Annotated in this window: 10 protein-coding genes; 9 read left to right on the top strand and 1 reads right to left on the bottom strand. The window is 41.9% G+C overall.

Annotation, left to right across the window (positions count from 1 at the left end):
- Position 1: 1 nt before the first annotated feature.
- The 4 genes from NZ848_RS19365 (at position 2) to NZ848_RS19350 (ending at position 5762) form a co-directional block, all read left to right on the top strand.
- Entirely contained in the window at positions 2-1984 is a 1983-nt protein-coding gene (locus NZ848_RS19365; RefSeq protein ID WP_259016906.1) for a S9 family peptidase, read from the top strand.
- Between the two features lie 134 nt (positions 1985-2118).
- Positions 2119-3660, top strand: coding sequence for a sensor histidine kinase (locus tag NZ848_RS19360; RefSeq protein WP_259016905.1), 1542 nt, complete (start codon positions 2119-2121; stop codon positions 3658-3660).
- 3 nt (positions 3661-3663) lie between these two features.
- Positions 3664-4371: a LytR/AlgR family response regulator transcription factor gene (locus NZ848_RS19355; protein ID WP_259016904.1), complete on the top strand. Its 708-nt coding sequence runs from the start codon at positions 3664-3666 to the stop codon at positions 4369-4371.
- Positions 4372-4409: 38 nt separating this feature from the next.
- Complete coding sequence (locus NZ848_RS19350) at positions 4410-5762, top strand: serine hydrolase domain-containing protein (RefSeq protein ID WP_259016903.1); 1353 nt, start codon at positions 4410-4412, stop codon at positions 5760-5762.
- Positions 5763-5839: 77 nt separating this feature from the next.
- Here NZ848_RS19350 and NZ848_RS19345 read toward each other — a convergent pair whose 3' ends face one another.
- Positions 5840-6304, bottom strand: a complete 465-nt coding sequence (locus NZ848_RS19345; protein WP_259016902.1) for an SRPBCC family protein — start codon at positions 6302-6304, stop codon at positions 5840-5842.
- A gap of 363 nt (positions 6305-6667) precedes the next feature.
- Between NZ848_RS19345 and NZ848_RS19340 the strand changes: the two genes are divergently transcribed.
- From NZ848_RS19340 to NZ848_RS19320, 5 genes are all read left to right on the top strand, one after another.
- The gene (locus NZ848_RS19340) at positions 6668-8626 is read left to right on the top strand and encodes a sialate O-acetylesterase (protein WP_259016901.1); all 1959 of its coding nucleotides are present in this window, start codon (positions 6668-6670) and stop codon (positions 8624-8626) included.
- Positions 8627-8635: 9 nt separating this feature from the next.
- On the top strand, positions 8636-9628 hold the full coding sequence (mgrA, locus tag NZ848_RS19335) for an L-glyceraldehyde 3-phosphate reductase (RefSeq protein WP_259016900.1): 993 nt from the start codon (positions 8636-8638) through the stop codon (positions 9626-9628).
- Positions 9629-9755: 127 nt separating this feature from the next.
- Positions 9756-11636: a glycoside hydrolase family 44 protein gene (locus NZ848_RS19330; RefSeq protein ID WP_259016899.1), complete on the top strand. Its 1881-nt coding sequence runs from the start codon at positions 9756-9758 to the stop codon at positions 11634-11636.
- 202 nt (positions 11637-11838) lie between these two features.
- Positions 11839-12246 (top strand): Dabb family protein, encoded by a 408-nt coding sequence (locus tag NZ848_RS19325; RefSeq protein ID WP_259016898.1) that lies wholly within the window; start codon positions 11839-11841, stop codon positions 12244-12246.
- Positions 12247-12331: 85 nt separating this feature from the next.
- Positions 12332-14089 carry a glycoside hydrolase family 9 protein gene (locus tag NZ848_RS19320; RefSeq protein WP_259016897.1) on the top strand — a complete coding sequence of 586 codons (1758 nt, stop codon included), beginning with the start codon at positions 12332-12334 and terminating at the stop codon, positions 14087-14089.
- The last annotated feature ends 219 nt before the right edge of the window (positions 14090-14308 follow it).

Below are 14308 nucleotides of genomic sequence, written 5' to 3'. Positions count from 1 at the left end.
CATGAAAAAGACTTTGCCTTTTCTGGCGCTTCTACTTTTATTTAAAACGATTGGTTTTGCCCAGACACCCGCCAAAAGAACGCTGAAGCCATCTGATGTTTACCTAATTCAAACACTGGGCGACCCACAGATTTCGCCCGAAGGCAAGTGGGTTTCTTATACCTTGTCTGCTGTGGATTCAACCAAAAATAAACGCAATGCCGATATCTGGATGGTGTCGTGGGACGGAAAAGAAAACATACAGCTAACACATACACCCGACGGAGAGTCGCAGGGCAGATGGAGCCCTGATGGCAGATTCTTATCATTCGTATCGTCGAGAAATGGGCTTACAAGCAGCCAGATATGGCTGATGGACAGAAGAGGTGGCGAAGCCCGGCAACTTACAGATTTGAAAAAAGGTTCTTTGACAGACTACGCGTGGTCGCCGGACAGTAAAAAAATGGTGCTGGCGATTAAAACCCCTGCCGATACCGCAAAGGTTAAAACTCCTAAACCCATCGTAGTAGACCGATTCCATTTTAAGCAGGATGTAGAAGGTTATCTCACCAAAGCGCCTGTTCACCTGTATCTATATGATATAGCTACCAAAAAACTGGATACTCTTACTAAAGGGAATTTTGATGAAACCAACCCGAAGTGGTCGCCGGATGGAAGCCAGATTGCGTTTAGCAGTAACCGGACAGATGACCCCGACAGAAACTCTAATGCAGATATTTGGGTGGTTGATGCCAGACCCAATGCTCAGATAAAACAAATTACTAAATGGCCTGGCCGGGATTCTGGTTTTGAATGGAGCCCCGACGGTAAACAGATAGCCTATTTGAGAAGTACATCAAGCGAAAACTATATCATGTACGACCAATCCATTTTATGCGTTGTTTCAAAAGATGGTGGCGAACCTAAATTATTGAGCCAATCTTTAGACAGACCCGTAAGCACTTTGCGTTGGGCCAAAGATGGCAATAGTATTTATGCCTTAGTTGCCGACGACCGCATTCGCTACGTGGCACAATTTAATGCAACAGATGGCAAAATGACCAAAGTAATGGGTGGTAACCGAAGCTTTGGAGGATTGGAAAGACACCCATCAGGCAGTTTTCTGACTACCATGAGCGACCCGCAAACACCATCTGAAATTTATGTACTTGAAAACAATAATTTACGAAAACTAACCGCCCATCAGGAAAACTTTTTATCTAAGGTATCTTTGGCAACAGTAGAAGGCTTCACTTCAAAAAGCAAAGATGGCACCCTGGTGTCTAATATTCTTTATCGCCCTGCCAATGCCCGTAAGTCAGATAAACTCCCAACTATATTCTTTATCCATGGCGGACCAGTAGCACAGGATGAGTATAGTTTCGACCTGGGCCGCCAGATGCTGGCCGCCGCAGGTTATGCCGTTGTGGCCGTTAATTACAGAGGCTCAACAGGCAGAGGTCTTGATTTTTGCAAGGCCATCTGGGCTGACTGGGGCAACAAAGAAGTAATTGACATATTGGGTGCCGCAGACTACGTAGTACAAAACGGCATAGCCGACCCGACCAGACTGGGCATAGGTGGCTGGAGCTACGGAGGTATACTGACTAATTATACCATTGCAACGGATACCCGTTTCAAAGCGGCATCTAGCGGTGCGGGTGTGGCCATGATATCGTCTTTATATGGTGTCGACCAATACATTCTTCAATATGAAAACGAATTGGGCTCGCCATGGAAAAACTTTGATAAATATGTGGCATTGAGTTATCCGTTTCTAAAGGCAGACCGCATTAAAACGCCAACGCAATTTATGGTGGGCGAAAGCGATTTCAACGTACCTTCGGTTGGAAGCGAGCAAATGTATCAGGCGTTTAAATCATTGGGCATCCCGACCGAACTCATAATTTATCCGGGTCAGTTTCATGGCATAACCAATCCGGCCTTTCAGAAAGACCGGTTCGAGCGTTATATCAACTGGTTTGACAAGTATCTAAAAAAATAATTTATAGGTATCGGCAGCGGCTTTCATCCAAAAGAAAGCCGCTTTTTTATTTCTATCCCTGTTTTTAAGGCTTTGTCACATTTGCTGGAAATGTACCTGAAGAATCCGTAATCTTGTCAGAAAAATACAAGATGATGAAAAACAGAATCAGAAGTTACGAATTAACATTAGTTACCTTGCTGGCAGGTATTACGCTCGCCAACTATTTATGGGAGGCTTTTAACATCAGTAATGATGCTATTTATGAAAATTACCAAAAAATATTTACAGCCAATGGATTGTCGTTCCATTATTTCACCAATGTGTTATCTCCCCGCATAGGCAGCATCATTTTTTTTTATTTAATGTATTTAAGCCTGCATCTGTTCAGTATTCCTCAACTACTCATTACCCGCAATAAAAGCAATTTACAGTATTTCTGGCTCGGGGCATTTATAATTACAGTAACATTTTTACTGGCACTTAATGCAAATGTAGCTACCTATTTTGCGCATCCTTACCTTTTTAGCTATAAAGGGTATCAGTTTCTGGCTTTGTTCGGGTATAATGATGCTCCGCTTACCGATATCTTTTTTGGTTTTCAGAGAGCTTTTGTCTTTATCAGCCTTTATCTGATTTTTGCCTGCCTCAGAGAATACCTGATTCTGCTCATTCAAAAATCAGCAAAGAAAGAGTACCGCATTTTGGTTGCCAATCAAATAGCTTTAGCGATTGTAGTTTATCTGATTATACCGTTTTTTACTTTAACATTTATTAGCGGAGATAACCAGATTTTTTTTATTATCTATTTCTCAATTATTACGCCTGCTCTCTTTGTTTCGCTGACTAATATTTTCCTGATTTTTCCGTTGTCAGACTCAAAGCCCTTGCTGAATATCCGCACCATTGTGCTAACCATTGCGTTCTCATTGTTTTATACTTTTTTGTGTTTGCTTCTATTCCGGCGGTTTGCTCCATTGCCACTTTTCATCACCTCATGGATAGCCCAATTATTGATGGTAACACCTATTAGCTGGCTGATTTATACAATGCAAAAAGATAAGTTGCTGCAATTAAGAGGCACCGAAAAAGCGCTGGTGAAATCGAAGGCAGATTTACAGTTCTTGCGTTCGCAGATAAATCCACACTTTTTGTTCAATGCCCTTAATACTTTGTATGGTACTGCTCTGATAGACGGTTCAAAACGAACAGCCGAGGGCATACAAAAACTCGGAGACATGATGCGTTTTATGCTGCACGAAAACCACCTTGATTTTATACCTATGAGTAGCGAAATCAACTATCTGAAAAACTACATCAGTTTACAAAAACTACGCATACAGACCAGCCCGAGTATTACTATTGAAGAAAACATTGCAGAGCAAGGCTGTAACCATGTAATTGCCCCTATGTTGCTGATTCCGCTTGTTGAAAACGCATTTAAACATGGAGTTCACCTCTATGAACCATCCTGGATAAAAATCAGATTGAACTGTGACGACCATAGTATCAGGTTTGAAGTACGGAATAGCATTCATACTGCCGCTGACAATGACCCTGAAAAGGAACACTCGGGTATTGGCTTGGTAAATGTGCGGGAAAGATTACATTTGTTTTACGAAAACAAACATGAACTTCAAATCGAGTCTGACGGAAATGAGTTCAAAGTCGTATTAATCATCCATCCGAATCAATAAATTATGCTGAACGCCATTGCCATTGATGACGAACCCATAGCGCTGGAGATTATTAAAAATCTGGCAGCTCAAATCAGCTTTGTTAATTTGTCGGCCTGTTTTACCAAGGCTGCTGAGGCAATATCATTGATGCAGACTCAAAAAATTGATTTGTTGTTTCTGGATATAAAAATGCCGGGTATTTCTGGCATTGAATTGGTAAAGGCTTTGCCGCACAACCCATTTGTGATATTCACCACCGCCTACAGCGAACACGCCGTACAAAGCTTTGAACTAAATGCCATTGATTACCTGTTGAAACCGTTTTCATTTGCCCGTTTCTTACAAGCCTGTACCAAAGCCAATGAGCTATATGAGGTGCGGAACAACCGGCAGTATAATGAAGTTGCGCTTCCGGCTATATTTATTAAAAGCGGATATGAACAGATTAGGGTAGACCTGGCAGATTTACTCTATGCCGAAAGCACGGGTAACTATATAAAATTTGTAACAGACAAACAAACTGTCATTTCAAGGCTTACCATGACAGAGGCCGAATTGCTATTGCCGGTCAAGGCGTTCATCCGTATTCACCGATCATTTATTGTGGCGCGCAAAAAAATCATTAAGACAGACAAAAGGTGTGTCTGGATTGGAACCAAAGAATTACCTATCGGCGCAGCATACAGCAATGAATTAGAGAAGTTTATTCTGGCGCACGCTAAAGCATAAATCTCAATTATCATTATTACGCATTAAATTTTTATCTTATGAGAAAGATAATGGCAGCGCTTTGCCTTTTGGTAAGCCTATCAAATACAATTATCGCCCAAAGTACCTCGCAAAAGCTGGATGAACTGATGAGCGCATATACCCAAAACCGCGAGTTTAACGGGTCCGTTCTGGTGGCTAAAAAGGGTAAAATATTATTAGAAAAAGGATATGGGTTTCAGAACCTGCAGAAAAAACTAAATAACAATACTGCTACCCTCTACCCCATTGCCTCTGTAACCAAAACCTTTACAGCCACTTTAATACTAAAACTGGCTGAAATGAAACAATTATCGTTACAAGACAAACTGAGTAAATATTATACTGATTATCCGCTGGGAGATAGCATAAGCATTGAACAACTACTAAGCCATACGGCGGGCATTTATAACTACACCAACAACAGCGACTTTATGTTTAAAGAAGCAACTAAGCCCGCAAGCCAGGAAAGAATGTTATCTTTGTTTAAAGACCAACCGCTTGATTTCCTACCTGGTAAGGGCTGGAATTACAGCAACTCAGGTTACATCCTTTTAGGATACATTATTGAAAAAGTAAGTGGCATGTCTTATGAAAAGGCAGTAAGAAAATACCTTTTCACACCGGCAGGAATGGTAAACAGTGGGTTTGATTTCGCTGGCCAGCCGGAAGATAAGATAGCGTTGGGTTATTACTCAGACTCCGGAAAAGACTATAACAAGCTGGCTCCACTGTATGATTCGTCGGTTGTATTTGCGGCAGGAGCGGTTTATTCTTCCGTTCAGGATTTATACAAATGGCATCAGGCTTTACAGCAAAATCAGATTATTAAAATCCAGACGTCAGCCAAAGCCTATACACCAGTAAAGCAGAATTATGGATACGGCTGGATAATTGATTCAGTTTTTAGTAAGCGCGTTGTATCTCATAGCGGCGGAATACCAGGCTACAGAAGCAACTTTGCCAGAATAGTGGAAGATGATGTTTGCATTATTCTGCTGAACAATACCGAAACGCCCGGAATGAGTATCATAACCAGAAATATTATGGCTGTTTTGTATAACCAGCCGTACAAGCTACCAAAAGTTAAGCATGTAGTAAAAATATCGACCGATATATTAGCTCAATACGCAGGTTCCTTTGAGGTTGAGCAACAGAAACTGGTCATTGATTTCAGGATAGAAAATGGAATATTAATTGCCTACCCTGTTAATGGGCCCAGGTCAGTTCTGGCGGCAGTAGACGAAACCAACTTTTTCGATATTGAGCAGGAAGCCGTAGAGATATCTTTTGCAAAAGATGAAACCGGAAAATACAATAAATTAAAATTGGATATTGGTGGCATTATCAGAACCGGGCACAGGATACGCTAACCATTAATAAACAAAAAATCAGCGCTGGCTTTAACAAAATGGCCAGCGCTGATTATATTAACTCCTATACCAGCGGCTTATTCTTTATAATCGCCAAAGAGCTCGATTAACTTCTTTTGTCTGTATTCAAAGATTTCTTCTAATTGCCCGCTGACCATGATGCTGTTGGCAATATTACCCAGAAAACCCAAAGGAAGTTTGTAATGAATGATGTCTTCCATTAAAACACCATTTTTGATTTCCTTTAACTTATGCTGATGATGCCAGAATTGATAAGGCCCCATGCGTTGCTCATCAACAAAATAATGAGGCTCATGAACATGGGTAATTTCAGTACACCATTTCAGAGGTATCCCCATCACAGGTTTTACCAGATACGTAATTATCTGACCCGCATACATAACGTTTCCATGATGTCTGGAGGTCATTTCGAAGCCCATATAAGAGGGCGTAATAGTTTTAAGATTTTCAGGAACCGACAGGAACTTCCAGGCGGTTTCTATATCTATGGGTAGTTTTTGAGTTTTATACAGGCTGTGCATTTAAAAGGCAGTTTTTTTATTTAACCAGTGGCTTCTATTAAATGTTTTAATATTTTTTGGTGTCTTTTAATTATAGTAATAATACCCACGGCTAAATAAGATGAATGCAAAGCCTGAAATGAACTTCACAACTACCTTCCCCTCCTTCTCATTTTGCCACAAACTCTGTTTTTTAAAAGAAAATTAAACAACAATTGTAACCGGTTTTAGTAATAGTCAATCCGTTAATCGCTACTATTTCAATCAATAAAATTAAACCAGTATTAATGTTAAGCCGGGAACTCCCGAAAAGGAGCGTTTTTCATAAAACTTTGCTTATCATTGTATCTAATTCATTATTCAACCAATTATAATATTTTTTATATGAAACGATTCCTGTCGGTTCTGCTGCTGCTTACGCTCAACGCCACTGCATTTGCTCAATTAAAACTGGCCAGGCTATTCTCTGACCACGTAGTGCTGCAACGCCAAAAGCCTATTCCGGTTTGGGGATGGGCAAACCCAAATGAAACCGTAAAAGTAACCCTGGCTAACCAAACACAGTCAGCTCAGGCAGATGCCTCGGGCAAATGGCTTGTAAAACTGAACCCGCTGGAAGCAGGCGGCCCTCATCAACTAAATGTATCGGCGCAATCAGGTAATCTAACCGTAAAAGACATTCTGATTGGTGAAGTCTGGCTTTGTTCGGGACAATCGAACATGGAATGGAGAGTAATACAGGCCGACAACTATATGAACGAAAAGAATGATGCTAACTATCCGCAGATAAGACATTTTTATGTGGACCATGAGGTTACCATGACCCCACAAACAAATCTGAAAACTGGTGAATGGGTTGTTTGCATACCAGAAACATTTGGCAATTTTACGGCGGTAGGGTTCTTTTTTGCCCGCGACTTATACAAAAAACTGAATATCCCGGTTGGTTTACTGCATTCATCATGGGGAGGCTCGCAGATTGAAGGCTGGATAAGCAAAGAGGCGATGCTGACCGACAATGAACTGAAAACCTATGCCCAAAAACTGCCTGACAATTGGGAGGCGGCAGATGCCATTCATGATGCCAAAACCAGAAAAGCACTACTAGGCAGTGCAGATATAAACCCCGATTCGGCTTATGAAATGAAATATCTGGAAGAAAACTATGACATTTCTAAATGGCTTAATGCAGGTAGCCCGCTTGGCCAATGGGATTGGAAAGGCGTGTGGATGTTCAGAGGGAATGGCTTCATGGCCCGTACTGTAAATGTACCTGCCGACATGGCCGGTAAAGAAACCACCCTTGGACTGGGTATTCAGGACAGCCCAAATGAAATTTATGTAAATGGCCAGCTGCTATTTAAAGGTATTCTGAAAGGAAACCGTAAAATTATTGTTCCTGCCAATACCTGGAAAGCAGGCAACAACCGCCTTACCATAAAATTTGGTAAAATGGCTGACCCCTCATGGTACGGATTAGGCATAATGGGCAGTAATGAAGATTTATACCTGAGTGCCGGAACTGATAAAATCAGCCTGGCCTATGAATGGAGAATCTTGCCGTCATTTGCTGATAAGCATGAGTACCTGCACTCGAGTAACAATGTAGGTACCACTATTTATAATGCCATGATAGCCCCTTTGGTACCTTTTGCAATTCGTGGTGCACTGTGGTATCAGGGAGAAAGCAATGCCGGACGTGCCTACCAATATCGCAAGAGTTTTCCTTTGATGATAAACGACTGGCGCAAACACTGGAATGATGAGTTCTCGTTTTATTTTGTACAGTTGTCTAGTTACGGTGGATACCAGAACAGTAATCAGGGCAGTAACTGGGGAGAACTGCGCGAAGCACAAACCATGACCTTGAGCCTGCCGAAAACCGGAATGGCAGTTTCTACAGATGTAGGCAACCCGAAAGATATTCATCCCACCAACAAACAGGACGTAGGCCACAGGCTTGCCCTGAATGCGCTGAAATTTGATTATGGACAAGAGTTGCTGCATTCAGGCCCGATGTACGAATCCGTAAAATTTGAGAAAGGTAAAGCCACTTTGACGTTTAAATATATAGGCAAAGGTTTAACTGCCAAAGACAAATTCGGCTACCTGAAAGGTTTTGAAATAGCCGGAGACGATAAGGTGTTTTATTATGCCAAAGCAGACATAGTGGGTAATAAAGTAGTGGTGTTTCATCCGAAAGGATTAAAACCTGTTGCTGTTAGGTATGCCTGGGCAGATGCGCCAGAAGATGCCAACTTATTTAATGCAGATGGATTACCCGCAAGCCCGTTCAGAACTGACGACTGGAAAGGTATAACCATTAACGGTAAATTTGAATAAAGCTAAAAAATGGGGTATTCAGCAAATAATAACCGATACGGGCAAATGACCTACCGCCAATGCGGTAAAAGCGGACTCAGACTGCCGGCCGTGTCGTTGGGTTTATGGCATAATTTCGGAGGGGTAGATGTGTTTGACAATTACCGGGCCATACTCAGGGCTGCGTTTGATAACGGCATCACCCATTTTGACTTAGCAAACAATTACGGGCCGCCGCCTGGCTCGGCAGAAGAAAATTTCGGCTTACTGCTGAAAAAAGATTTTGCACCGTATCGGGACGAACTCATTATTTCATCTAAGGCCGGATACCCGATGTGGCCTGGCCCTTATGGAGACTGGGGTTCAAAAAAGTACCTAACAGCAAGCATAGACCAAAGCCTGAAACGCATGGGTATTGACTACGTAGATATATTTTATCATCACAGACCAGACCCACAAACGCCGCTTGAAGAAACAATGAGTGCCCTTGATTTAATTGTCCGTCAGGGTAAAGCCTTATATGTCGGCATATCCAATTATAAAACTCCGGATGCCGTTAAGGCTTTCAACATTCTTCAACAGTTGGGTACACCCTGCCTGATACATCAGCCCAAATATTCAATGTTTGAGCGCTGGGTTGAAGACAGCCTTCTTGATGCACTTGAGGTGCATGGCGTTGGTTGTATTCCGTTTTCGCCTTTGGCGCAGGGATTACTGACTGATAAATACCTGAGGGGGATTCCGGCAGACTCAAGGGCTGCCAAACAACACGGGCATCTTCAGGAAAACCAGGTAACCGAAAATGCCATCTTTAAAATACAGCAATTAAATAGCCTCGCCATTGGGCGTGGCCAAACACTGGCTCAAATGGCGCTGGCATGGGTGTTAAAAGACAACCGGGTTACCTCAGTTCTGATAGGCGCCAGCAGGGTATCTCAGCTGGAAGACGCTCTCAAATGCCTGAACAATACTGATTTCACCCATCAGGAACTCAAACAGATTGAATTGATTTTAAAAGGTTAAAATCTAGCCTTTAATACTACCGGCACTGATTATGGCCTAATTTATGGGTGCCGGTAGCATTGCAGTTTAAAAAATAAAAGACCTGTTTTTGTTTTAATTGCTTTGATTCTTCCTTTCTTTAAACCCTATGAAACGACTATTGGCTGTAGTTATACTCTTCATATATCAGGTTGCTTTGGCTCAGGTCAGTATCAGAATAAACCCGGCAAAAGACCTGAAGCCTATATCACCTTATCTTTACGGGCGCAATAACTCTTTTGCCTCTACCAACCCCAATGAGCAAATTTCAGCAGAAGACCTGATACGGTTAAAAGAGGCAGGTGTACAGTTTTTCAGAGAAAGTACAGGCAACAACAGCACCAAATACAACTGGCGCAGGAAATTATCGAGCCACCCGGACTGGTACAATAATGTATATGTAAACAACTGGGATATCGCCGCAAAGAACCTGCAAAAGCATGTGCCTTACGCACAAGGTATGTGGGCTTTTCAGCTTATAGGCCGGGCAGCCAAAACCAATGCCTTTAATTTTAATGACTGGGTCTATAACCAATCGGCCTGGTGGGAAGGCGTAACCCAGAACCTGGCCGGCAATGGTATACTAAGCCCAACCGGAAATAAAGCAAAAACAGACGGAGACCCCAGCCTATATCTTGAAAAATGGCCGGCCGACTCAACCATCGGTATTCTTGACCATTGGTTTGGTAACAATGGTTTAGGCCTTAGCAAAAGCAAGATTATCTATTGGAACATGGATAATGAACCTGAAATTTGGAGCGGCACACATGATGACGTAATGCCGACACAGCCATTGGCTGAGGAGTTTATGCAGAAGTATTTTGCCGTTGCAAAAAAAGCCCGGGCGAAGTTTCCTGAAATTAAACTGGTTGGGCCGGTAACTGCCAATGAGTGGCAGTGGTACAACTGGCCCGCTGGTATTAGCTACGAGGGACGCAAATTTCCGTGGCTGGAGTACTTCATTAAAAGAGTAGCAGAAGAGCAAAAAGCAAGCGGTGTGAAATTACTGGATGTACTGGACATACACTTTTACCCGTCTACAAAAATAGCTGATGAAATTGTACAACTGCATAGGGTGTTTTTCGATCGAAATTATGCGTTTCCGGGCGCGAATGGTGTTAAGAACGTAATTGGCAACTGGGACAACAGCCAGAACAAAGAATATATTTTTGGTAGAATAAACGACTGGCTCGCTCAATATATGGGCGCGAATCATGGAGTAACGCTGGGACTGACTGAAACAGGCATTGAAAGCGAAAATGCAAACGTAACCGCAGTTTGGTATGCTTCAACTATAGGAGAGTTTATGAAAAATGGCGTAGAGATACTTACACCCTGGCAATGGAAGCCCGGTATGTGGGAAACCCTGCACCTTTTCAGCAGATTTAATAAATCATTTTACATTAACACAGAAATATCTAACGAAGTACTGGTATCGGCTTACCCGAGTATCAATGCGGCCAAAGATTCTATGACTGTGGTTCTGGTGAACCGTAGCGCGGCCAACAGCCAACCTGCAACAATCAGCTTTGATAATTTCATTGTCAGCAGTACCAAAGCTAAGGCGATGAGCCTTAAATCATTACCCGTCACCGAGACTTTTTTTTCTCATACAAAAAACGCTTTAACAGAAAGCGACATTGATGTTGCAGGCAATACACTGGCCCTTAACTTACCGCCTATGTCGGTTACCTCAATACAATTGGCAGGCCATATTGGCCAGATTAATTTATTGGGTACTGAAATAAATCAGGGGGTTAATGTGAAGGTTTTCCCGAATCCATCATCAGAAAAAGTATTTATTGAATGGGAAACCGGGGCATTTGAAGAATTAGAAATAACAAATGTACAAGGAAAAGTGATTTATCAGGAAACAATCAGCAAAGAGAGCCGTAAGGTTGCAATAAAGCATCTTTTACCTGCGGCAACTTATTTTGTGAGATTAACCAACAACGAAGGCGTCATTGTAAGAAAAATTATGATTGAATGACTCTTTCAGGCATTAAAGAATTTGTTCAAAAAAAGTAATCTTTTGATGAATGCTGGTGATTTCAATAGTTGATTCAATTAAATAGTTAGTAGAAAAATAATAAAAGAATTAATTGTCATTCTGACATTTAATTCTTTTATTAGCATTAGTTTTTGTAAGCAGACCGTCAGTATCGGTTATGTATTTAAACAACCCAAAGAGAATGAAAGGAATTTCCCGTCGTAATTTCGTAAAAAATGCTGCGTTAACTGTTGGAGCCGCAGGATTAACATCACCCGCTGAGGCAAAAACTGCTAAAGAATTGTTTGTGCATCATGTGTTTTTTTACCTGAAGAACCCGAATAGTGAAGCCGACAAAACTAAATTACTGGAAGGACTCGAGAAACTCTCTAAAGTTCCAACCATCAGAATGGCACATATCGGCTCTCCTGCAACAACCAACCGAAGTGTAATTATACGCGACTACTCTGTTTCATGGCTATGCTTTTTTGATAGCCTTGAAGAAGAAGAAATATACCAGAAACATCCGATCCACTTAAAATTTGTAGAAGAATACTCACATCTATGGGAAAAAGTGAATGTTTATGATTCAGTAGGGCCCAAAAGATAATTATCTCAATGCCAATAATATTTAAAAAGCCACACTTTCTGTTTTAACAATGAGTGTGGCTTAATTTTTAAAAAACCTGTAACTTATGAAACGTATATTCAACCTGTATTCAATTGTACTGTTTCTTGTCGCCATTGGCAGGATGACCGATGCCGCTGCACAAACAGAAAACATAAGGCTTAATCAACTGGGTTTTTATCCAAAAGCACCTAAAATGGCTGTTTGGGTAGGCGAAAAACAAAGTGATTTTAGTATACTGGCATCAAACAAAAAAGATGTGGTTTACAGAGGAAAGCTGTCTGAGCAAAGAACTAACAGTATTTCTCAGAAAACTACTCAGATTGCCGATTTTTCTGCCTTCCAGAAGACAGGCGTTTACTATGTAAGTATCGGAGAAATAGAGATTTCATATCCTTTCGAAATCAAAAACGATGTACATCGTAGTGCCGCCATTGCTTCGCTGAAAGGCTTTTATTACCAGAGGGCATCTACTGAGCTACCTGAAAAATATGCAGGCAAATGGCACAGAAGCGCCGGGCATCCGGATGACAAAGTATTGATACATGCCTCGGCGGCTTCCAAAGAGAGATCTGAAAATTCGATAATTTCTTCGCCTGGCGGTTGGTACGATGCAGGAGACTACAACAAATATATTGTAAACTCGGGCATAACAATGGCTACGCTGTTTTCATTGTATGAAGACCATCCGGCATACTTTAAGACCTTCAAGGCCAATATTCCTGAAAGCAAGAATGCCATGCCAGATTTACTGGACGAGGCACTTTATAATTTAAGATGGATGCTAACTATGCAAGACCCCGCCGACGGCGGTGTTTATCATAAGCTGACCAACCCTTCGTTCGACGGAATGATAATGCCAGACAAAGCCACAAAGCCACGCTATGTGGTACAAAAAAGCATTACAGCCTCGTTAGATTTCGTAGCCGTGATGGCACAAGCCAGCCGGATATTGAAAGACTATCAGAAGCAGTTACCCGGCCTTGCAGACTCATGCCTAACAGCCGCTACCAAAGCCTGGGCATGGGCCAGGGCCAACCAAAATGCGTTCTACAGGCAAAATGAAATCAATAAACAGTTTGACCCCGATATTGTAACCGGTGAATATGGCGACAGAAACGCAACTGATGAGTGGATTTGGGCAGCAATAGAACTCTGGATAAGCACTAAAGACGATAACTATGCCGACGTAAACAATCTGTTCCCTGAAACCCCTTTACAATTACCCTCGTGGAATCAGGTCAGAATGCTGGGGTATTACAGTTTGGTGAGGTCGGAGAAAACACTTACACCCAAAGCTTTGGCTGCATTGCCTAAAGTAAAAGAGTTGCTGAAAACCTTTGCCGACAAACTGTTAGACGGTTCTGACAAACAGGCCTTTAACACTGTAATGGGCAAAAGCGCCCAGGATTACATGTGGGGTAGTAGTTCTCATGCGGCCAATCAGGGAATTGCACTTTTGCAAGCCTACAAAATTACCTCTGACAAGAGGTACCTTGAAGCGGCCTTATATAATCTGGATTATTTGTTTGGAAGAAATGCAACCGGATATTCTTTTCTTACCGGTTATGGCTCAAAGCAGGTTATGCACGCACACCACAGGCCATCAGTTGCCGACGGTATTCCACAACCGGTGCCGGGTTTGCTATCTGGCGGGCCTAATGTTGGCAGACAAGATAAATGCGCCTCTTATACTTCTTTGTTTGCTGACGAGTCATTTACAGATGATGAGTGCTCTTATGCATCAAACGAAATTGCCATCAACTGGAATGCCCCGATGGTTTATCTGGCAGCGGCAATAGAGGCCCTGCAAAAGCAGTTCTGAACGGGCAGCAAAATACTGATGCCTTAACGTGTTGCGGGGCTTGCCTGAAGGCATAAAAAAATCCAGTTCTGGCAGGACTGGATTTTTTTATGATTATATGTCCCGTCCTGAAATAGCGATACACAAAAAAAGTATCAAAAATGGAAGGACAAAACAGTTATGTCAAACGTACCCAAAAAGACTATTCATTATCTTTTAAGTTACAGATAGTTCAGGAAA

Source organism: Emticicia fluvialis, from assembly GCF_024793945.1.
Lineage (GTDB): Bacteria > Bacteroidota > Bacteroidia > Cytophagales > Spirosomataceae > Emticicia > Emticicia fluvialis.
The sequence above is the reverse complement of the archived record's forward strand: the minus strand, read 5'-3'. Positions and strand labels throughout refer to the sequence as shown.

Excerpts from the sequence above, each read along its gene's own strand:
- NZ848_RS19365 (WP_259016906.1), top strand. The coding sequence starts at position 2 with ATGAAAAAGACTTTGCCTTTTCTGGCGCTTCTACTTTTATTTAAAACG.
- NZ848_RS19360 (WP_259016905.1), top strand. The coding sequence starts at position 2,119 with ATGAAAAACAGAATCAGAAGTTACGAATTAACATTAGTTACCTTGCTG.
- mgrA (WP_259016900.1), top strand. The coding sequence starts at position 8,636 with ATGGGGTATTCAGCAAATAATAACCGATACGGGCAAATGACCTACCGC.
- NZ848_RS19350 (WP_259016903.1), top strand. The coding sequence starts at position 4,410 with ATGAGAAAGATAATGGCAGCGCTTTGCCTTTTGGTAAGCCTATCAAAT.
- NZ848_RS19345 (WP_259016902.1), bottom strand. The coding sequence starts at position 6,304 with ATGCACAGCCTGTATAAAACTCAAAAACTACCCATAGATATAGAAACC.
- NZ848_RS19330 (WP_259016899.1), top strand. The coding sequence starts at position 9,756 with ATGAAACGACTATTGGCTGTAGTTATACTCTTCATATATCAGGTTGCT.
- NZ848_RS19325 (WP_259016898.1), top strand. The coding sequence starts at position 11,839 with ATGAAAGGAATTTCCCGTCGTAATTTCGTAAAAAATGCTGCGTTAACT.
- NZ848_RS19355 (WP_259016904.1), top strand. The coding sequence starts at position 3,664 with ATGCTGAACGCCATTGCCATTGATGACGAACCCATAGCGCTGGAGATT.
- NZ848_RS19320 (WP_259016897.1), top strand. The coding sequence starts at position 12,332 with ATGAAACGTATATTCAACCTGTATTCAATTGTACTGTTTCTTGTCGCC.
- NZ848_RS19340 (WP_259016901.1), top strand. The coding sequence starts at position 6,668 with ATGAAACGATTCCTGTCGGTTCTGCTGCTGCTTACGCTCAACGCCACT.